General features: G+C 72.3%; 21 protein-coding genes. 14 read left to right on the top strand and 7 right to left on the bottom strand.

Annotated elements, in window-relative coordinates; translation table 11 throughout:
* Positions 1 to 64: 64 nt before the first annotated feature.
* Both ACZ6EG_RS24825 and ACZ6EG_RS24820 read right to left on the bottom strand, forming a co-directional pair.
* Positions 65 to 829 carry a VOC family protein gene (locus tag ACZ6EG_RS24825; protein WP_469607665.1) on the bottom strand — a complete coding sequence of 255 codons (765 nt, stop codon included), beginning with the start codon at positions 827 to 829 and terminating at the stop codon, positions 65 to 67.
* Between the two features lie 104 nt (positions 830 to 933).
* Positions 934 to 1,326 carry a VOC family protein gene (locus tag ACZ6EG_RS24820; protein ID WP_356606683.1) on the bottom strand — a complete coding sequence of 131 codons (393 nt, stop codon included), beginning with the start codon at positions 1,324 to 1,326 and terminating at the stop codon, positions 934 to 936.
* Positions 1,327 to 1,400: 74 nt separating this feature from the next.
* Between ACZ6EG_RS24820 and ACZ6EG_RS24815 the strand changes: the two genes are divergently transcribed.
* Positions 1,401 to 1,949, top strand: coding sequence for a GNAT family N-acetyltransferase (locus ACZ6EG_RS24815; protein WP_391969294.1), 549 nt, complete (start codon positions 1,401 to 1,403; stop codon positions 1,947 to 1,949).
* A gap of 12 nt (positions 1,950 to 1,961) precedes the next feature.
* On the opposite strand, the gene ACZ6EG_RS24810 is transcribed toward ACZ6EG_RS24815, so the two are convergent.
* On the bottom strand, positions 1,962 to 2,645 hold the full coding sequence (locus tag ACZ6EG_RS24810; RefSeq protein WP_356606687.1) for a glycerophosphodiester phosphodiesterase: 684 nt from the start codon (positions 2,643 to 2,645) through the stop codon (positions 1,962 to 1,964).
* A gap of 226 nt (positions 2,646 to 2,871) precedes the next feature.
* Between ACZ6EG_RS24810 and ACZ6EG_RS24805 the strand changes: the two genes are divergently transcribed.
* The 5 genes from ACZ6EG_RS24805 to ACZ6EG_RS24785 all read left to right on the top strand — a co-directional run bounded on the left by ACZ6EG_RS24805 (position 2,872) and on the right by ACZ6EG_RS24785 (position 7,072).
* On the top strand, positions 2,872 to 4,269 hold the full coding sequence (locus tag ACZ6EG_RS24805; RefSeq protein WP_469607660.1) for a DUF6421 family protein: 1,398 nt from the start codon (positions 2,872 to 2,874) through the stop codon (positions 4,267 to 4,269).
* Positions 4,270 to 4,331: 62 nt separating this feature from the next.
* Positions 4,332 to 5,078: an SDR family NAD(P)-dependent oxidoreductase gene (locus ACZ6EG_RS24800; RefSeq protein WP_391969292.1), complete on the top strand. Its 747-nt coding sequence runs from the start codon at positions 4,332 to 4,334 to the stop codon at positions 5,076 to 5,078.
* The gene (locus ACZ6EG_RS24795) at positions 5,075 to 6,145 is read left to right on the top strand and encodes a threonine aldolase family protein (protein ID WP_356606692.1); all 1,071 of its coding nucleotides are present in this window, start codon (positions 5,075 to 5,077) and stop codon (positions 6,143 to 6,145) included. Before ACZ6EG_RS24800 ends, ACZ6EG_RS24795 begins: the two co-directional genes overlap by 4 nt.
* A gap of 99 nt (positions 6,146 to 6,244) precedes the next feature.
* Positions 6,245 to 6,382, top strand: coding sequence for a hypothetical protein (locus ACZ6EG_RS24790; RefSeq protein WP_391969291.1), 138 nt, complete (start codon positions 6,245 to 6,247; stop codon positions 6,380 to 6,382).
* Between the two features lie 111 nt (positions 6,383 to 6,493).
* On the top strand, positions 6,494 to 7,072 hold the full coding sequence (locus ACZ6EG_RS24785) for a transglutaminase domain-containing protein (protein WP_469607655.1): 579 nt from the start codon (positions 6,494 to 6,496) through the stop codon (positions 7,070 to 7,072).
* Between the two features lie 21 nt (positions 7,073 to 7,093).
* Here ACZ6EG_RS24785 and ACZ6EG_RS24780 read toward each other — a convergent pair whose 3' ends face one another.
* A complete protein-coding gene (locus tag ACZ6EG_RS24780; RefSeq protein ID WP_391969289.1) occupies positions 7,094 to 7,822 on the bottom strand; it encodes a lysophospholipid acyltransferase family protein in 729 nt (242 codons plus the stop codon).
* A gap of 246 nt (positions 7,823 to 8,068) precedes the next feature.
* Here ACZ6EG_RS24780 and ACZ6EG_RS24775 point away from each other — a divergent pair, with 246 nt between their 5' ends.
* From ACZ6EG_RS24775 to ACZ6EG_RS24755, 5 genes are all read left to right on the top strand, one after another.
* Positions 8,069 to 8,464, top strand: coding sequence for a TlpA family protein disulfide reductase (locus ACZ6EG_RS24775; protein WP_469607652.1), 396 nt, complete (start codon positions 8,069 to 8,071; stop codon positions 8,462 to 8,464).
* Between the two features lie 146 nt (positions 8,465 to 8,610).
* Positions 8,611 to 9,120, top strand: coding sequence for a flavin reductase family protein (locus ACZ6EG_RS24770; RefSeq protein ID WP_391969287.1), 510 nt, complete (start codon positions 8,611 to 8,613; stop codon positions 9,118 to 9,120).
* 219 nt (positions 9,121 to 9,339) lie between these two features.
* Complete coding sequence (locus ACZ6EG_RS24765) at positions 9,340 to 10,128, top strand: electron transfer flavoprotein subunit beta/FixA family protein (protein WP_469607649.1); 789 nt, start codon at positions 9,340 to 9,342, stop codon at positions 10,126 to 10,128.
* 54 nt (positions 10,129 to 10,182) lie between these two features.
* Complete coding sequence (locus ACZ6EG_RS24760; protein WP_391969285.1) at positions 10,183 to 11,157, top strand: electron transfer flavoprotein subunit alpha/FixB family protein; 975 nt, start codon at positions 10,183 to 10,185, stop codon at positions 11,155 to 11,157.
* 155 nt (positions 11,158 to 11,312) lie between these two features.
* Positions 11,313 to 12,611 carry a DUF6986 family protein gene (locus tag ACZ6EG_RS24755; protein ID WP_383636768.1) on the top strand — a complete coding sequence of 433 codons (1,299 nt, stop codon included), beginning with the start codon at positions 11,313 to 11,315 and terminating at the stop codon, positions 12,609 to 12,611.
* Here the strand turns inward: ACZ6EG_RS24755 and ACZ6EG_RS24750 are convergent.
* Positions 12,592 to 13,455, bottom strand: coding sequence for a hypothetical protein (locus ACZ6EG_RS24750; RefSeq protein WP_469607854.1), 864 nt, complete (start codon positions 13,453 to 13,455; stop codon positions 12,592 to 12,594). The genes ACZ6EG_RS24755 and ACZ6EG_RS24750 overlap by 20 nt on opposite strands.
* Before the next feature lie 44 nt (positions 13,456 to 13,499).
* A complete protein-coding gene (locus ACZ6EG_RS24745; protein WP_391969284.1) occupies positions 13,500 to 14,576 on the bottom strand; it encodes a LacI family DNA-binding transcriptional regulator in 1,077 nt (358 codons plus the stop codon).
* A 229-nt stretch (positions 14,577 to 14,805) separates the two neighbouring features.
* Here ACZ6EG_RS24745 and ACZ6EG_RS24740 point away from each other — a divergent pair, with 229 nt between their 5' ends.
* The 3 genes from ACZ6EG_RS24740 (at position 14,806) to ACZ6EG_RS24730 (ending at position 17,443) form a co-directional block, all read left to right on the top strand.
* Positions 14,806 to 15,759 (top strand): ROK family protein, encoded by a 954-nt coding sequence (locus ACZ6EG_RS24740; RefSeq protein ID WP_391969283.1) that lies wholly within the window; start codon positions 14,806 to 14,808, stop codon positions 15,757 to 15,759.
* A 294-nt stretch (positions 15,760 to 16,053) separates the two neighbouring features.
* A complete protein-coding gene (locus tag ACZ6EG_RS24735; protein WP_391969282.1) occupies positions 16,054 to 16,248 on the top strand; it encodes a hypothetical protein in 195 nt (64 codons plus the stop codon).
* 151 nt (positions 16,249 to 16,399) lie between these two features.
* Positions 16,400 to 17,443, top strand: a complete 1,044-nt coding sequence (locus tag ACZ6EG_RS24730; RefSeq protein WP_469607642.1) for an NUDIX hydrolase — start codon at positions 16,400 to 16,402, stop codon at positions 17,441 to 17,443.
* Positions 17,444 to 17,815: 372 nt separating this feature from the next.
* Here the strand turns inward: ACZ6EG_RS24730 and ACZ6EG_RS24725 are convergent, their stop codons facing one another.
* Positions 17,816 to 19,171, bottom strand: coding sequence for a M20/M25/M40 family metallo-hydrolase (locus ACZ6EG_RS24725; RefSeq protein ID WP_469607640.1), 1,356 nt, complete (start codon positions 19,169 to 19,171; stop codon positions 17,816 to 17,818).
* Between the last annotated feature and the right edge of the window lie 96 nt (positions 19,172 to 19,267).

Raw genomic sequence — 19,267 nt, 5'->3', positions numbered from 1 at the left:
CGCCCGAGGCCGTGACCCCAGGGTCCCGTCCGGGGCGCCCCCCCCGGGGGCCCGCGTGTGGCCGTCAGCGCTCGTCGCCCGCCCGGTAGACGCCGAACATCGCCCCCTGCGGATCCCGCAGCACCGCGATGCGCGGGCCGTCGGGCGGGGAGGTGGGCAGCATGAGTACGGTGCCGCCGGCGTCCGTCGTGTCGGCCGCGGCGGTGTCCACGTCCGCGACCGCGAAGTACGGCAACCAGTGCGCCGGCACCTCGTGCGGGAACTTCTCGTCCATCGTCACCATCCCGCCGAAGTCCGCGCCGTCGATCCCCCACTGCGGGTAGCGGTCGGAGGCGGTCACGGTCCAGCCGAACACCGTGGTGTAGAAGTCGGCGGCCCGGCCGGGTTCCCGGGTCAGCAGCTCCACCCAGCCCAGCGAACCGGGCGCGTTGAACAGGCCCGCGCCCGGGAAGGACCGCCCCTGCCACAGCTGGAACACCGCCCCGGTCGGGTCGACGGCCACCACGGACCGACCCGCGTCGAGGACGTCGGCGGGGCCCTGCGCGACCGTCCCGCCCGCCGCCGTCACCTGCCGTACGGCGGCGTCCGCGTCGCGCACGGCGAACGAGACGTTCCACGCGACCGGCCGGCCCCGCCGGTCCAGCGGGGCGAGGGCGGCGACGGCCGCGCCGTCGAGGCGGGCGATCGTGCAGCCGCCCGCCTGCGCACGGGCCTCCGTCCCGAAGTGCCAGCCGAACAGTCCGGCGTAGAACCGCTGGGCCGCTTCCAGGTCGCTGGTCCCCAGTTCGGCCCAGCAGGGCCCGCCGGTCACCGGTTCGTGGAGCTTCATGGCGTGGGGCGTCCTTCCGCTCGACCGCAGACCCGTCCGTCCCCCACCAGCACGCTAAGGCCGGCTCGCGACCCGGGCCAGCCGGCACGATCCTCCCCGACGGCTCAGATCCCGGGCCGGTAGCGCAACGGATGGTCCGCGGGCACCTCGACCAGGACGATCCGGGTCCCGTCCGGGTCCTCGATCCACATCTCGACCAGCCCCCACGGCTCCTGGACCGGAGGCCGCACGATCCCGACGCCCTTGGCGCGCAGCTCGTCGTGGGCCGCCGCAGCGTCCTCCACCTGGAGCCACAGCCTGAGCGAGGGCGAGAGCGGGGTGTCGGCGCGGCCGGAGAGCTCCAGGAAACCGCCGCCGAGGAAGTAGACCGTGCCCCGCTCGTCACCCGTACCGAACTCGCGGTGGACGGCGAGGCCGAGCTGTTCCCCGTAGAAGGCGCGGGAGCGCTCGGGGTCGGTGGGGCGGATCAGGATGCGGCTGCTGAGTACATGCACCATGCGCCCCGAGCCTAAGGGCGGCGCTACGCTCATCGGTGCCCACGCCGCGCCGAGAACGAACCGGAGAAGCCTCCATGGACACCACCGCCAGCCGACTGACCTACCGCGACGCGACGGACGCGGACGTGGACGCGATCGTCGCCCTCGTGGAGTCCGCGTACCGGGGCGAGTCCAGCCGGGCCGGATGGACCACGGAGGCGGACATCCTCCAGGGACAGCGCACGGACCCCGAGGGCGTGCTCGAGGTCGTCAAGTCGCCGGACAGCCGCCTGCTGACGGTCGAACGCGACGGCGTGCTCGTCGCCTGCTGCCAGCTGGAGCACCGCGGTGCGCACGCCTACTTCGGCATGTTCGCCGTCAGCCCGGCCCTCCAGGGCGGGGGACTCGGCAAGACGATCATCGCGGAGGCGGAGCACCGGGCACGCGAGACCTGGGGTGTGACCGAGATGCACATGACCGTGATCTCCGTGCGCGAGGACCTCATCGCCTGGTACGAGCGCCGCGGCTACCGCCGTACGGGAGAGACGACCCCGTTCCCGTACGGCGACGAGCGCTTCGGCATACCGCAGCGGGACGACCTGCGGTTCGAGCTCCTGGTCAAGTCGCTGGTCCGACCCGCGTGACGCTCACGGGGCTCACGCCGTGAAGCGGCCGGTGCGCTTGATCTCCGGGTAGTCGGTCGTCGCGCCGTCGAGACCGAGGGCGCGCACCAGCCGCAGCTGGTCCTGCGTGTTCACCGTCCAGCACAGGACACGGAGGCCGGCCTTGCGGGCCCGCTCCACGATCTCCAGCGTGATGCGGTTGATGTCCAGACACAGGGTCCCGGCACCGGCCTCGACGGCACGGTCCACGACGTCGGGGCCGTAGTACTGCGCGACCAGGGCGGTCCGCACCCCCGGCACCAGCCGGGCGATCTCGACGATGGCCTCGTCGTGGAACGAGATCACCTCCACCCGGTCCACCAGGTCCCGCCGGTGCATCACCTCGGCGAGCGTCCGCGCCGCCGCCGCGTCCTTGATCTCGGCCTGCAACGGCACCGAGACGGCGTCCAGCACCTCCTCGAAGACCGGGATCCGCTCCCCGCGGCCCGCGTCGAGCGCCCGCAGTTCCTCGAGGGTCTTGTCGGCGATCGCGCCCGTGCCGTCCGTGGTGCGGTCCACGTCGGCGTCGTGCATGACGACGAGCGCGCCGTCCTTGCTCAGGTGCAGGTCCAGTTCGACGACGTCGAGGCCGGCCCGCTCGGCGGCGACGAAGGAACGCAGGGTGTTCTCGGGTTCGACACCCATCGCTCCGCGGTGACCGATGGTGAGGAAGTTCAAGGCTCGACTCGCTTCCGTCGACGGCGGCGATGGCAGGGCGCAGCCTAACGGCCCTGCCGGACCGTTTCCCCTCTGCCGCGCCTGGTATACGACTCAAGGGCCCCGCAGGAAAAAATGCGGTCGGGAGCCGGGTCGGGCAGGATAATTTACGGAGGCATCCCTTGCTGGAAGAAACCTCGTATGCATACGGTGTCCTGACGCTAGCTTCTCCCGTGGAGGATGGGACATGACGGAAATTCTTGTGCAGGTGGGTGCGGAGGAGAACGTTCCTCCGGCGAGCAGGGTGGTGGAGCACCCGGCGTGGCCCGTGCTCAAGGATGCCGTGGAGCGGATCCGGCCATGGCAGTCCAAGGACGGGTCGATCGACTTCGACTCCGAGGGCGCCCCGGACCGGGCCGCCGCCGAGGAAGCCGTGCGCCGTGTCGCCGGGGCCGTCCAGGAGCTGTCCCCGTTGCTCCCGCACGACCGCGCTTACCACGAGGCCCTCGTGAAGGACCTCGGCCGGTGGGCCGACAGCGGTTTCCAGGTGCCGGACTTCCTCGACTCCCTGCTGGCCTTCCAGCCCGCCGCGAGCCGCGCGGACGGCCTCCAGCACCTGGTCGTCTTCCCCATGTACACGCAGAACGGCAACCCGGACCGCAACCTCGAAGCGGTCGTGCTGCGCATGGTCTGGCCCGACTGGCTGGCCGAACTGGAGCGCACCCGCTACGACAACCCGCTGTTCTGCGGCATCACCTTCGAGGACTTCACCTCGGGCTACGACACCAACTCGGCCGTCCTCTTCCCGGAGACCATCGCCGTGCGCGAGGCCCCCGAGCGCTTCTCCTGGGGCGGCATCTTCTGCGACCGAGAGGCCGCCCGCTTCCGCCGCGTCACCGAGGCCGCCGTCGGCATCCTCGGCCTGGAGCTGCCCGAGGACATCGCCGCGATGGTCGACGACCAGAAGCGGTGCGAGGAGGCCTTCGTCCTGTGGGACATGGTCCACGACCGCACCCACAGCCACGGCGACCTGCCCTTCGACCCGTTCATGATCAAGCAGCGGCAGCCGTTCTGGATGTACGGCCTGGAGGAGCTGCGCTGCGACCTCACCGCCTTCCGGGAGGCCGTGAAACTGGAGGGCGACGGTGTCCCGCAGGCCCGTGACGTGCAGTACGCGGTGCTCTTCGACCGGATGTTCCGCTTCCCGGTCACCGGCGAGCGGGTGCGCAACTACGACGGCCTGGGCGGTCAGCTCCTCTTCGCCTACCTGCACAAGCACGACGTCGTGCGCTGGACCGACAACAAGCTCTTCATCGACTGGCAGCGCGCCCCCCAGGTCACCAACGAGCTGTGCGCCGAGATCGAGACGCTCTACCGCGACGGCATCGACCGGCCCAAGCTGGTCCACTGGTTCGCCGGCTACGAACTGGTCTCCACCTACCTCGCCCCGCACCCGGGCTCGAAGTGGGCCAAGGGCCCCGACGCCCTGGACCTGACCCTGCCGCCGCGCAAACTCGTCGATGACGTGCTTCCGGACGAGTTTCCGCTGAGCATGTTCTACGAGGCCCTGTCCAAGAAGCTCAAGGGCGTGATCGCGTCGACCCGGGGCATCACCAGGGACGGCGCGAAGCGGGCCGCCGCGTGAGCGACGGCACGGACAGGCAGGCACAGGCACAGGCACAGGCACAGGCTCGGGAGGCGAGGACCATGGGGAACGGGGCGCTCGACGGCGCGGTGATCGCGGTGGCGGGAGCGGGCGGGCCCGCCGGACGGGCCGCGCTGCTGCGGCTGGCGGAGGCGGGCGCGACGGTCGTCGGCTCGGACAACGACCCGCAGCGGCTGGCCGACGCGGTCGACGCGGCGCGCTACGCGCACGGCGGCGCCACCGTCACCGGCGAGACCGTCGACCTGCTCGACCGGGACTCCGTCCGCGAGTGGGCCGACGGCATCGAGAAGGAGTTCGGGCGGATCGACGGCCTCGTCCACCTCGTCGGCGGCTGGCGCGGCAGCCAGAGCTTCACCAAGACCAACCTCGACGACTGGGACCTGCTGGAGCTGCTGCTGATCCGCACCGTGCAGCACACCTCCCTCGCCTTCCACGAGGCGCTCCAGCGCAGCGACCGCGGACGCTACGTCCTGATCAGCGCCGCGGGTGCGAGCAGTCCCACCGCGGGCAACGCCGCCTACTCGGCCGCCAAGGCCGCCGCCGAGGCGTGGACGCTGGCCATGGCCGACTACTTCCGCAAGGCGGGGGGCGAGCAGGGCCCGACGTCGGCGGCTGCGATCCTGGTGGTCAAGGCGTTGGTGCACGACGCGATGCGCGCCGAGCGCCCCAACGCGAAGTTCGCGGGCTTCACGGACGTGCGCGACCTCGCCGAGGCCGTCGCCGGAGTCTGGGAGAAGCCCGCCGCGGAAGTGAACGGAAACCGTCTGTGGCTGACCGAGAAGCCGTGAACCCTCCGAAGACCGACGCGCGTCGCCACCACGACCCCGAGGTCCGCGGTTTCGCCAGTGACAACTACGCCGGCGCGCACCCCGAGGTGCTCGCCGCCCTGGCCCTGGCCAACGGCGGTCACCAGGTCGCGTACGGCGAGGACGAGTACACCGAGAACCTCCAGCGGGTGATCCGCAGCCACTTCGGCTCCGGCGCCGAGGCGTTCCCGGTCTTCAACGGCACCGGTGCCAACGTCGTCGCGCTCCAGGCGGTCACCGACCGCTGGGGGGCGGTGATCTGCGCCGAGAGCGCGCACATCAACGTCGACGAGGGAGGCGCCCCCGAGCGCATGGGCGGCCTGAAGCTGCTCACCGTCCCCACCCCCGACGGCAAGCTCACGCCCGACCTGATCGACCGGCAGGCCTACGGCTGGGACGACGAGCACCGTGCGATGCCGCAGGTCGTCTCGATCACCCAGAGCACCGAGCTGGGCACCCTCTACACGCCCGACGAGATCCGCGCGATCTGCGAGCACGCCCACGCGCACGGCATGCGGGTGCACCTGGACGGCTCCCGGATAGCCAACGCCGCCGCCTCCCTGGACGTGCCCATGCGCACCTTCACCAACGCGGTCGGCGTCGATCTCCTCTCGCTCGGCGGCACCAAGAACGGCGCCCTGTTCGGCGAGGCGGTCGTGGTCCTGAACCAGGACGCCGTGCGCCACATGAAGCACCTGCGCAAGCTGTCGATGCAGCTCGCCTCCAAGATGCGTTTCGTGTCGGTTCAGCTGGAGGCCCTGCTCGCCAAGGACCTGTGGCTGCGCAACGCCCGCCACGGCAACGAGATGGCCCAGCGGCTGGCCGAGGGCGTGCGGGCGGTGCACGGCGTGGAGATCCTCTACCCGGTGCAGGCCAACGCGGTCTTCGCCCGCCTGCCGCACGAGGTGAGCGAACGCCTGCAGAAGCGGTTCCGCTTCTACTTCTGGGACGAGGCCGCGGGCGACGTCCGCTGGATGTGCGCCTTCGACACCACCGAGGACGACGTGGACGCCTTCGTGGCGGCCCTCAAGGAGGAGATGGCGCGCTAGACCCCGCCGTCGGCCGTCGGGATCGTGCCGACATCGGCGCCCTTCACCCCGTCCGCAGCGGACGGGGTGAAGGGCGCCGTCGGACGTCCCCCGCGGCCGATGCCCTGTTCATCGCGCGGTCCCCTGATCCCCGGCCTCACCGGTCCGGTGACGCTGGTCCTCCTGGCCGACTGGCAACTGCGGTGCCCGCGCGTACTGCACGGCGTACTCCTGTCGGACCTGTCGCACCGGGCCTGACCGCCGCACCGGTGATCCGGCCGGCGGGAACGCGCCGAGGTTATGCATAGATATGCGTTCGCCTGAAAAAGCATTGACCGAAGGGTGATCGCGTTTCTATGCTCTGCGGGCATGGAGCTGATCCAGAAGTCCCCTGACCTGTCCGACTATCTGGCCGCCGACGAGGCCATCGACCACCACCATCCGCGCGTGCGGGAAGTGGCCGGGCGGCTGGCCAAGGAGGCCGAGGACTCGTATGCCTATGCACGGCTGGCCTTCGAGTTCGTACGCGACACCATCCCGCACTCACACGACTCCGGAGATCCGCGCGTCACCTGGCGCGCCTCGGACGTCCTGGGGCAGCGCACCGGCATCTGTTACGCCAAGGCGCACGCGCTGGCCGCGCTGCTGCGGGCCGAGGACATCCCGACCGCCCTGTGCTACCAACGGCTCGGCGTGCTGCACGGGCTGGTCGCCGTCCGGCTCGACGGGTCCTGGCACCGCCAGGACCCGCGGGGCAACAAGCCCGGCGTGGACGCCCGGTTCTCGCTCGGGCGGGAGCGGCTGGCCTTCACACCGGACACCGCTGCCGGTGAGGCGGACTACCCGCAGCTGTACGCGGCGCCGCACCCGGTCGTCCTGGACGCCCTGAAGGCGGCCACCGACCGCTCCCACCTCTGGGCGACGCTCCCGCCCGGGCTGCCGTCGTAGGGGAGGCGGCCCGGGGCGGCCTCAGTGCGCCTCGGCCGTGCGCACCTGCTCCGGGGTGGGGGCGGTGCCGCCGAGGTGGGCCGGCATCCACCAGGTGTCGTCCGCTCCCTTGGGGCGCACCGGGTAGGCGCGCTGTGCCGCCTCGAGCAGCTCCTGGACCCGCTCGCGCAGGCGGCGGGTGATGGCGCCCGCGTACTGGTCGCGGGGGGCATCCATCGCCTCGCCGACCCGGATCGTGATCGGGGTGTGGCTGCGCTTGAAGTTGCGCGGGTGCCCCTTGGTCCACAGCCGCTGGGTGCCCCACACCGCCATCGGGACCAGCGGGACGCCGGCCTCCTGCGCGAGGCGCGCGGCGCCCGACTTGAAGCTCTTGAGCGTGAACGACTCGGAGATCGTCGCCTCCGGGAAGACCCCCACGATCTCGCCGGACCGCAGCGAGTCCAGGGCGTGCGCGTACGCCGCCTCGCCCTGCTTGCGGTCCACGGGGATGTGCTTCATGCCGCGCATCAGCGGGCCGGAGACCCGGTGCCGGAAGACCGACTCCTTCGCCATGAAGCGCACCAGCCGCTTCTGGGGCAGCGCGGCCAGGCCGTCGAAGATGAAGTCCAGGTAGCTGATGTGGTTGCTCACCAGCACGGCGCCGCCCGAGCGCGGGATGTTCTCCGAACCCTGGCAGTCGATCTTGAGGTCCCACACCTTGAACAGGGTGCGGGCGAGACCGACCACCGGGCGGTAGACGAGTTCAGCCATGGGCGGGTCGAACCCTTCCTTGTCAGCCTGGGAAGGGGCTCCCAGTCAAAAGTTACGCAGCCGTAGGTTTACGGCTTGCCGCAGATCGTGCCCCAAGAACGGCCGGTGTACCAGCCTTGGTGCCCGCCCACGGCGAGATCCTCATCACGTCCTGGCCCCCCGATGGCCGAAACACGCCGGTGATCCGGGAATCTCACCCGTCCCCCGAGCGCTGCACCTGTGGACGACCGGACTGGTGGCGCGCGTGTGAGGCGTGCCCAGGAGTGCCGCGGGGCGGCGGAACGGAGTACGCGGGTGGGCGGGCAGGGCGAAGGCAAGCGGCTCGATCCATCCGGCCCCCGCCTGGACGCGAGCGACCTGGACGGGGAACTGGGCGCCCGCGCGACGCTCGTCCAGTTCTCCAGCGCCTTCTGTGCCCCCTGCCGGGCCACCCGGCGGATCCTCGGGGAGGTGGCCGGCATGGTCCCGGGCGTCACCCACGTCGAGATCGACGCCGAGGCCCGCCTGGAGCTGGTCCGCGCCCTCGGCGTGCTCAAGACCCCCACCGTGCTGGTCCTCGACGCCGACGGACGTGTCGTACGGCGCGCCGTGGGGCAGCCGCGCAAGGCGGACGTCATCGCCGCGCTGGGCGAGGCGGTGTGACGACCGACACCTCACTGGTGAGGCGTTCTCCACTGCTTCCAGCTTCCGGGACGTATTTGACTGTGTGTGCCACCCGTCGTCAGCCTGCCCCCAGGTCCTCGATCCCCACGCCCCGGACCGAGGCGTCCCGCGGAAGGACACCCCGTATGACGGTCACCCCCGACCTGGCCGCACCGCGGCTCGCCGGTGCCGACCTGCTCAGGTCCGCCTTCCGGCGGCACGCTGCGGGGGTCGCGGTGATCACCGCGCGCGGTGACGCCGGCCCCGTCGGGTTCACGGCGACCTCCCTCGCCTCGGTCTCCGCCGAGCCGCCGCTGCTCTCCTTCGGCATCGGCACCGGCTCCTCGAGCTGGCCGGCGGTGTCCGAGGCGGAGCACGTCGGCGTCCACCTGCTCGGCGAGCACCAGGAGGAGCTGGCGGCCACCTTCGCCCGCAGCGGCGCCGACCGCTTCGCGCCGCCCACCGCCTGGGGCGAGGGTCCCGAGGGTGTGCCCGTGCTGGACGGAGTGCTCGCCTGGCTCGTGTGCCGCGTCGTCGGCCGCGTGCCCGCGGGCGACCACCGGGTCGTGCTCGCCGAGGTCCTGCTCGGCGACCCCACGGGCATCGGCAGCCCGCTCCTCTACCACCAGGGGCGATACAACGGACTGCGGGAGTGACCCCCCTCCGGGGCGCTGCTGCGGAGGCGTCGGGTTCCGGTTACGCTGCGTTGCGAAGGTCACAGTTCAAAGCGCTTGCTTAGCGGGAAAGAACTGGATGTACTGACGAGTAATATTCCGGGCGGAGCGCGGGTCGCCCCGACCGGGATCGGCCGCTTGGGGCGCCTATGCTGCCTGCAAGAGGCAGCACTGAAATGTCGACGCAGTAGGAGAGCCGGCGTGAGCTTGAGGATCGTTGTCACCGTGAAGTACGTGCCCGACGCCACCGGCGACCGGCACTTCGCCGATGACCTGACCGTCGACCGCGACGACGTCGACGGTCTGCTCTCCGAACTGGACGAGTACGCGGTCGAGCAGGCGCTGCAGATCTCGGAGAATTCCGACGACGACGTGGAGATCACCGTCCTCACGGTGGGCCCCGAGGACGCGAAGGACGCGCTGCGCAAGGCGCTGTCCATGGGCGCGGACAAGGCCATCCACGTCGAGGACGACGACCTGCACGGCACCGACGCCATCGGCACCTCCCTGGTCCTGGCCAAGGCCGTCGAGAAGGCCGGCTACGACCTGGTCATCTCCGGCATGGCCTCCACCGACGGCACCATGGGCGTCGTCCCGGCCCTGCTCGCGGAGCGCCTGGGCGTGCCGCAGGTGACGCTGCTGTCCGAGGTCTCGGTCGAGGGCGGCACGGTCAAGGGCCGCCGCGACGGCGACGCCGCCACGGAGCGGCTGGAGGCGTCCCTGCCGGCCGTCGTGTCGGTCACCGACCAGTCGGGCGAGGCGCGTTACCCCTCGTTCAAGGGCATCATGGCGGCCAAGAAGAAGCCGGTTCAGTCCTGGGACCTCTCCGACCTCGACATCGACGAGGACGAGGTCGGTCTGGAGAACGCCTACACGGTCGTGGACTCGGCGGCCGAGCGCCCGGCGCGTACCGCGGGCACGATCGTCAAGGACGAGGGCGAGGGCGGCAAGCAGCTCGCCGAGTTCCTCGCGGGCCAGAAGTTCATCTGAGCCCCGCCCAGCCGACCGCCCCTCACATCTCGCAAGCAGGAGAGAAGAAGTCCCATGGCTGAAGTTCTCGTCTACGTCGACCACGTGGACGGCGCCGTCCGCAAGCCCACCCTGGAGCTGCTGACCCTCGCCCGCCGCGTCGGCGAGCCCGTCGCCGTGGCCCTGGGCAACGGTGCCGGTGACACCGCCGCCGCCCTCGCCGAGCACGGCGCCGTGAAGGTGCTGACCCACGAGGCCGCCGAGTACGCCGACTACCTGGTCGTCCCGAAGGTGGACGCCCTCCAGGCCGCCGTCGAGGCGGTGTCCGCCGGGGGCTCCCTGGCCGCCGTGCTGGTCCCGTCCTCCGCCGAGGGCAAGGAGATCGCCGCCCGCCTGGCGCTGCGCCTGGGCTCCGGCGTCATCACCGACGCCGTCGACCTGGAGGCCGGCGACGAGGGCCCGGTGGCCACCCAGTCGGTGTTCGCCGCCGCATTCACCACCAAGTCCCGTGTCTCCAAGGGCACCCCGGTCATCACGGTCAAGCCGAACAGCGCGGCCGTCGAGCCCGCCCCGGCCGCCGGCGCGGTCGAGGCCCTGTCGGTGACCTTCTCCGCCGCCGCGACCGGCACCAAGGTCACCTCGCGCACCCCGCGTGAGTCGACCGGCCGCCCGGAGCTGACCGAGGCCGCGATCGTCGTCTCCGGCGGTCGCGGCGTGAACGGCGCGGAGAACTTCGCGATCATCGAGGCCCTCGCCGACTCCCTCGGCGCGGCCGTGGGCGCCTCGCGCGCCGCGGTGGACGCCGGCTGGTACCCGCACACCAACCAGGTCGGCCAGACCGGCAAGTCGGTCTCCCCGCAGCTCTACATCGCCTCCGGCATCTCCGGCGCGATCCAGCACCGCGCGGGCATGCAGACCTCGAAGACGATCGTGGCGATCAACAAGGACGCCGAGGCCCCGATCTTCGAGCTGGTCGACTACGGCGTCGTCGGCGACCTCTTTGACGTCGTCCCGCAGCTGACCGAGGAAGTGAAGACCCGCAAGGGCTGAGCATCCCTCCGGACACCGGCCGAGGCCCCCGCGACCGTCCTGGTCGCGGGGGCCTCGGTGTCTGCGCAGGATGGGTGTTGACCGGCACGTGACCGGCAGATAACTTCGCTCTACGGATTATTGATTCCGTTCAGCGGAAAACAGGAGGGTGTGGGATGGGTCAGCAGGAGAAGGTGGCAACGAGCCTCGCGGGCGCCGTCAGCGAGGAGATCAGTGCCTCCCTCGCGCCGGTCGACGCGGAACTGGAGCGCTGCTACCCCGGCGACCCGGGCACCCGTCAGCCCGTCCACACCGTCTACGTCCCGGGCGACGTCTTCGCCGCCGACACGATCCGCACCTGGGGCGACCAGGCACTCGCGGCCCTCGACGAGCACGCGCCGGACGCCGCGTCCTTCGCCGCCGTCCTCGGCCTCACCGACGACCTCGCCGAGCCGGTGTACAGCCGCGTACGCGCCAAGCTGGAGCGCGAACCGATCGAGGACCTCCGCGTCGACTTCGAGGACGGGTACGGCAACCGCTCCGACGCCGAGGAGGACGAGGCCGCGGCCCGCGCGGCGCGTCTGATCGCCGAGGCGTACGACCGGGGCACGGCGGCCCCGTACATGGGCATCCGCATGAAGTGCATGGAGGCTCCGGTGCGGGCCCGGGGCATCCGCACCCTCGACGTCTTCCTCAGCGGCCTGATGGAGGCCGGCGGCCTGCCCGACGGGCTGGTGCTCACCCTGCCCAAGGTGACGTACCCCGAGCAGGTCACCGCCATGGTGCGGCTCCTGGAGGCCTTCGAGAAGGCGCGCGGCCTGGAGCCCGGCCGGATCGGCTTCGAGATCCAGATCGAGACCAGCCAGTCCATCCTGGCCGCCGACGGCACCGCCGCCGTCGCCCGCATGATCCAGGCCGCCGAGGGCCGCGCCACCGGCCTCCACTACGGCACCTTCGACTACAGCGCCTGCCTCGGCGTCTCCGCCGCCCACCAGGCCAGCGACCACCCGGCCGCCGACCACGCCAAGGCGATCATGCAGGTCGCCGCCGCCGGCACCGGCGTACGCGTCTCGGACGGCTCCACCAACGTCCTGCCGGTCGGCCCCACCGCGAAGGTGCACGACGCCTGGCGTCTGCACTTCGGCCTGACCCGCCGCGCCCTGGCCCGTGCCTACTACCAGGGCTGGGACATGCACCCCGGTCACATCCCCACCCGGTACGCGGCCGTCTTCGCCTTCTACCGCGAGGGCTTCGAGCAGGCGGCCGCCCGCCTCGCCCGCTACGCCAACCGCACCGGCGGCGACGTCATGGACGAGCCCGCCACCGCGAAGGCCCTCAGCGGCTACCTGCTGCGCGGCCTGGACTGCGGCGCCCTGGACATCGGCGAGGTCGCCCGGCTCACCGGTCTGACCCGCGCCGACCTGGAGGGCTTCTCCTCGCCGCGGCGCGGTGACCTCACGGCATCGGCGCAGTAGGCGGCGGCTGCGTGCGGGGGAGCGGCGCGGGGTCGCCCCTCCGACCCTCGGAGCGCACGTAACGCTCCAGGCCGGACGCGGCCACCCGGCCTTCCTCGGCGAACAGCCGCGTCCCCCGCTCGCACAGCCGCCGGTCGGCCCGGGCCCGCGCACAGAACTCCTCGGGCGTCGCCCCGAACAGCCCCCGCAGCCGGGCCGACCCCCCGAGCAGCTCGGCGATCAGCACCCGCTGGTCGCCAGGGTGCCTGCGCACAGCTCCGTCGGCGCCGCGCAGGACACCGTGACGGTTGACGTAGGCGTAGGCGCCGCGCAGCACCGTGCCCTCCTCGGGCTCCACGCGTACGTCGGGCGCGGGGAGCCAGGCGCGGTCGAAGTTGCCGCCCGCCATCGGCACCCCCTCGCTCGCGTCGATCACCGCGAGCTGCTCGGTGTCGAGCCAGAGGACGAACAGCTCCCGTACGACGCCGGGGGCGCCCACCGGTGAGGCGGACAGGTAGCCCATGCGGCTCACGTGGGCGGAGACGCCGACGTCGACGCCGGTGACCCGGGCCCGGACCATGGGCAGGGGGGCGTCGACCCCGAACTCCGTCATCTTGTGCCGGAGCTGGCCCGGGGAGGCGTTGGAGCCGATGGCCAGTACGGGGACGCGGTCCTCGTAGGTCAGCCGGTCCAGCGGCAGCAGCCGGTCCCCGTCGAGCAGCCCCGACTCCCGCGGCCACGCGCCGGGGTACAGCAGCGGCTCCTCGCGCGGGACCCCGTCCAGCCCGAGGCCCCGCAGCGTCCGGTCCGTGGTGTCGGTGGTGTCGGTGGCGTCGGTGGCGTCCGGTGAGGTCCGCGCTCGCATGCCCGCGTTGTGCCCGTCCGTGGGGTCCTGCGTCACGGGGCCGCTCAGTCCGCCGGCCGCAGCTCGCCCGATCCCCGGGTGACCAGCCTGGTCGGCAGTTCGATGCGGTCGGGCGTGAGCAGGGTGCCGTCCAGCTGCTGGAAGAGCCGCTCGGCAGCGGTCCGGCCGAGGGCCGCCGCGTCCTGGGCGACCACGGTGACGCCCGGCTGGAGCAGGTCGGCCAGCTCGATGTCGTCGAAGCCGACGAGGGCGACCGCGCGCGGGTGCTCGGCGAGCACGCGGATCACGGTGACCGTGACCCGGTTGTTGCCGGTGAAGATCGCGGTCACCGGGTGCGGATCGGCCAGCATCTCCTCCGCCGCCCTGCGCACCCGCTCGGGGTCGGTGACGCCCAGGGACATCCAGGAGTCCTTCACCGGTATGCCCGCGTCCTCCATGGCGGCCCGGTAGCCGCGCAGCCGCTCGGCGGCGGTGTGGATGCGGGGCATGTCGCCGATGAAACCGATCCTGCGGTGCCCGTGCGCGATGAGGTGGGTGACACCGTCCCGGGCGCCACCGAAGTTGTCGGACACCACCACGTCGGCGTCGATCCGGCCCGCCGGGCGGTCGACGAAGACCGTGGCGACGCCCGCCTTGAGCTCGGGCTCCAGGTACCGGTGGTCGTCCCCGGCGGGGATCACCACCAGGCCGTCCACGCGCCGCGCGCACAGCGCCAGCACCAGCTCCTGCTCGCGGTCCGGGTCCTCCGCGCTGGACCCGTTGATCAACAGGGCCCCGTGGGCACGGGCCACCTCCTCCACGGCACGGCTGAGCGGCCCGTAGAAGGGGTCGGCCAGATCCTCCAGGACCAGGCCGATGCTGGCCGTACGGCCCTTGCGCAGCACCCGCGCGCTGTCGTTGCGGCGGAAGCCGAGCGCGTCGATGGCCTCCTGGACCCGGCGCTCCGTCTCCGGAGTGACCCCCGGCTCGCCGTTGACCACCCGGGAGACGGTCTTGAGACCGACCCCGGCCCGGGCGGCGACGTCCTTCATGGTCGGGCGATTGCCGTAACGGTTCCCGGGGAGGCGGTCTGCGCGGCGGGGCGTGTGGGGCACGATGCGGTGTCCTGTCCTGTCGTCCACGGGAGTGCGTCGGCTCCTGTCGTCCACGGTGTCGTCCGAGGGGATGTGTGGGTCGTGCGTTTGTATGAGGATGTGGCGTCGAGCATAGAGCCTGGACAACGTTGTCAGATGCGGGAGACACTGTTCATCGCACTCTCCGGTCCTCGTCCCCCACCCGGGGGCCGGTCTGCTGCGTGCTCTTGGGTTCGTCATTCTTTCTTTTTCGGTCCGACGGGGAGATCCGACTCTGATGCACACCGATCTCGTGGCAGCGCTGGACATCGGCGGCACCAAGATCGCCGGGGCGCTGGTGGACGGCCACGGCCACATCCAGGCCCGCGCGCAGCGCGCCACGCCCGCCCGGGAGGACGGCGACACCGTGATGCGGGCCGTCGAGGCCGTGATCGGGGAGCTGACGGCGTCGCCGCTGTGGGGACGGGCCACGGCCGTCGGCATCGGCAGCGCGGGCCCGGTGGACGCCTCCGCCGGCACCGTGAGCCCGGTGAACGTGCCCGGCTGGCGCGACTACCCGCTCGTCCGGCGGGTTCGTGCCGTCGTCGGTGGCCTGCCCGTCGAGCTGATCGGCGACGGGGTGGCCATCACGGCGGCCGAACACTGGCAGGGTGCCGCCCGCGGGCACGACAACGCGTTGTGCATGGTGGTCTCGACCGGCGTCGGCGGCGGTCTGGTCCTGGACGGACGGCTGCACCCGGGCCCTACGGGCAACGCCGGGCACATCGGCCACATCAGCGTGGACCTGGACGGTGACCCCTGCCCGTGCGGCGCGCGCGGCTGTGTGGAGCGCATAGCGAGCGGCCCCAACATCGCACGGCGTGCTCTGGACGCCGGCTGGCGTCCCGGTCCGGACGGCGACACCTCCGCCGCCGCGGTCGCCGCCGCCGCCCGGCTGGGTGACCCCGTCGCCGTGGCGTCCTTCGAGCGGGCCGCGCAGGCCCTGGCCGCCGGTATCGCGGCCACCGCGACCCTCGTCGAGATCGACATCGCGGTGGTCGGCGGAGGCGTGGGCAAGGCGGGGGACGTCCTTTTCGCCCCCCTGCGCAAGGCCCTGACCGACTACGCGACCCTGTCCTTCGTGCAGCGCCTGACGGTGGTGCCGGCCCAGATGGGGACGGACGCGGGTCTGGTGGGCGCTGCCGCCGCGGCACTCACGAGGACGGCCGGCGTGACCCCGGCGGGGGTCTGAGCCGAGCGCGGTGCGAGGGGGCACGGGCGCGGTGCGGGGGCGGGAGCGAGCCCGGCGCGGGTGGGCCCGGGCGAGACGCGAGTGGGCCCTCAGCGGGGTGCGGGCGGGCCCCAGCGAGGTACGGGCGGGAACTCGGTCATGCGGAACTCATGGCGTGGGGGGTCTGTCGCGCCCTTGGCCTGCCGCGGAGGGCGGCGGCTCGTCCGGCTCCGGGCCGGGCCGGCGGTGGACCGGTTCTGCGGCTCCGGCGCCCCCGGCCGTGACCACGGAGCCGCGGCGCAGTTGAAGCAGGGCATGAAGAAGCGCAGCATGCTCGCCATCGCCTCCCTGGCCACCGGTTTCGTCGTCGCCGCCGTCAGCCCCTCCCACTCCGCCCCGGCCGAACTCCCGCTCCACCTCGGTGTCGAGGACGCAATCGGGACCGTCCAGGACACCGTCGCCGTCGAGAGCCTGAGCGTGGACGAGGACACCCTGGAGCAGCTGGGCTGACGCACGGGCCGCGTCGCACCGCACGGACCGCACGGCGCCGGTGCCCTTCCGAGGGGCACCGGCGCCGTTGTCGTGCGCCCTCAACTGGGCCTGGTTTCCGTGGCAGGGTGGAGCGGGCAAGCCACAGGGGGCCAACAGAAGAGGGGGACCTGTGACCGTCGTCTGGATCAACGGCGCGTTCGGTGCGGGGAAGACCACCACCGCACGGGAACTGATCGAACTGATCCCGAACAGTACACTCTTCGACCCCGAGGTCATCGGCGGCGCACTCGCGCATCTCCTGCCGCCCAAGCGCCTCGCCGAGGTCGGAGACTTCCAGGATCTGCCGATCTGGCGCCGCCTGGTGATCGACACGGCGGCCGCGATGCTCGCCGAGCTCGGCGGGACGCTCGTGGTGCCCATGACGCTGCTGCGACAGGAGTACCGCGACGAGATCTTCGGCGGCCTCGCCGCCCGCCGGATCGCGGTACGGCACGTCCTGCTGGCTCCGGCGGAAACGATCCTGCGGGAGCGGATAGCGGGCCGCGAGACATTGGAGGGCGCGCCCGACGGTGAGATACGCGTACGGCAGTGGTCGTACGACCACATAGAGCCGTACCGGAACGCCCTCGCCTCCTGGCTGACGGCCGACGCCCACCCGATCGACACCGGCACCCTCACCCCGTGCGAGGCCGCCGCCCGGATCGCCGAGGCCGTCGGCACCGGTTCCGTGCCGGCCTGCGACATCGTGCAGACACCCGAGCCCACCGCCGAGACCACCGCCGCGGGCGTGCTCCTCTTCGACGAGCAGGACCGGGTGCTGCTGGTCGACCCGACGTACAAGCCCGGCTGGGAGTTTCCCGGCGGCGTCGTCGAACCCGGTGAGGCGCCCGCCCGCGCCGGAATGCGCGAGGTCGCCGAGGAGACCGGCCTACGCCTCGACGACGTACCCGCCCTGCTGGTCGTCGACTGGGAGGCGCCCGTGCCCCCCGGCTACGGAGGGCTGCGCCTGCTCTTCGACGGAGGCCGACTCGGCTCCGCCGACGCGGCGCGGGTGCTGCTGCCCGGCCCGGAACTGCGCGCCTGGCGGTTCGTCACCGAGGACGAGGCGGCCGACCTGCTCCCCCCGGTCCGCTACGAGCGGCTGCGCTGGGCCCTGCGGGCCCGGGAACGCGGGGCGGCGCTCTACCTGGAGGCGGGCACTCCGGTCGGCTGACGTCAACCGACGGCCCCGTACGTCCGGGCCGAGGCCCGGAGTGCGTCGCCCGCCCCGCGGCCACGACGGCACCGTGTCCGATGCGCGGAACCGTGCCCGTGAACAGGCCACCTCCGCGTCGAGGCCCGCCACCGCCCGAAGGAGGCGCGGCGCTACCGGCCGTGTACCCCGGGGCGTGTACGACGCGCACGCCGCCGCCGATGTCCAGCACGGCGGCGCCGGACACCTCGGTCACCCGCGCCGGACGGTCGAAGCCGCCCTGGGGGAGCCGCCGGAACGGGCGCTGCCGACGGCAGAACACGACCCGAGCGGCTCGATCGCGACCAAGGCGGGCTCAGCTCGCCGTGCAGGCGCGCGGGGCCGGGGGCGGACTCAGCTCGCCGCGTAGTTGCGCAGGAACAGCGCCTCCGCCACCGACAGTCGCTCCAGCTCCTCGGGGGACACGCTCTCGTTCACGGCGTGGATCTGCGCCTCCGGCTCGCTCAGCCCGATCAGCAGGATCTCCGCCCGCGGATACAGCGAGGCCAGGGTGTTGCACAGCGGGATGGAGCCGCCCTGACCGGCGTACTGCATCTCCTGCCCCGGGTACGCCACCGCCATCGCGTCCGCCATGGCCTGGTAGGCGGGGCTGGTGGTGTCGGCGCGGAACGGCTGGCCCTGACCGATCTGTTCGACACCGACCCGGGCGCCCCACGGCGTGTGCGCCTCCAGATGGGCCTGGAGCAGCTTGGTGGCCTCGGCGGCGTCCACGCCCGGCGGCACCCTCAGGCTGACCAGCGCGCGGGCGCTCGCCTGCACCGACGGGGTGGCGCCTACGACCGGCGGACAGTCGATGCCCAGCACCGTGACGGCGGGCCGCGCCCAGATCCGGTCGGCGACCGAGCCGGAGCCGATCAGTTCCACGCCGTCGAGCACCCGGGCGTCCCGGCGGAACTGCTCCTCGTCGTACTCCAGACCCTCCCACCCGCTGTCCGCTGCCAGACCGTCGACAGTCGTCGAACCGTCCGCGGCGCGCAGCGAGTCCAGGGCGCGGATCAGGGCGGCCAGCGCGTCGGGGGCCGCACCGCCGAACTGCCCCGAATGCAGGTTGCCCTCGAGCGTGTCGACCTTCACCCGGACCAGGGTCATGCCGCGCAGCGTCGAGGTGACCGTCGGCAGCCCGACCCGGAAGTTGCCCGCGTCGCCGATGACGATGGCGTCCGCGGCGAGCAACTCGGGGTGCTGCTCGGCGTACCGCTCCAGGCCGCCCGTGCCCTGCTCCTCCGAGCCCTCGGCGATGACCTTGACGTGCACCGGCACGCCGCCGTTCGCCTTCAGCGCGCGCAGCGCGAGCAGGTGCATCAGCACGCCGCCCTTGCAGTCGGCGGCGCCGCGCCCGTACCAGCGGCCGTCGCGCTCGGTCAGCTCGAAGGGAGGGGTGGCCCAGCCGGCCTCGTCCAGCGGCGGCTGCACGTCGTAGTGGGCGTAGAGCAGCACCGTCTTCGCGCCCTCGGGGCCGGGCAGGTACCCGTAGACCGACTGCGTGCCGTCCGGCGTGTCGAGCAGGTCCACGTCCTGGAAGCCCTCGGCGCGCAGAGCGGTGGCTATCCACTCGGCTGCACCCACGCTCTCGCTCCGCGGGAACTGGTCGAAGTCCGCCACCGACTTGAAGGCCACCAGCGCGGCGAGTTCCTCCTTCGCCCTCGGCATCAGGGAGGAGACGGTCTCGGCGACCGGATTCGACGACATGGGCACGCTCCTTGTGGGTGCGACGTTGTACCAAGGAGTACTTGGATTGATGGGCCCGATCCTCCCACAGTGGCCTGCGGCGATGCCCGCCGTAGG

It is taken from the genome of Streptomyces sp. NPDC041968, from assembly GCF_055589025.1.
This window is presented reverse-complemented; position numbering and strand designations above follow the sequence as displayed.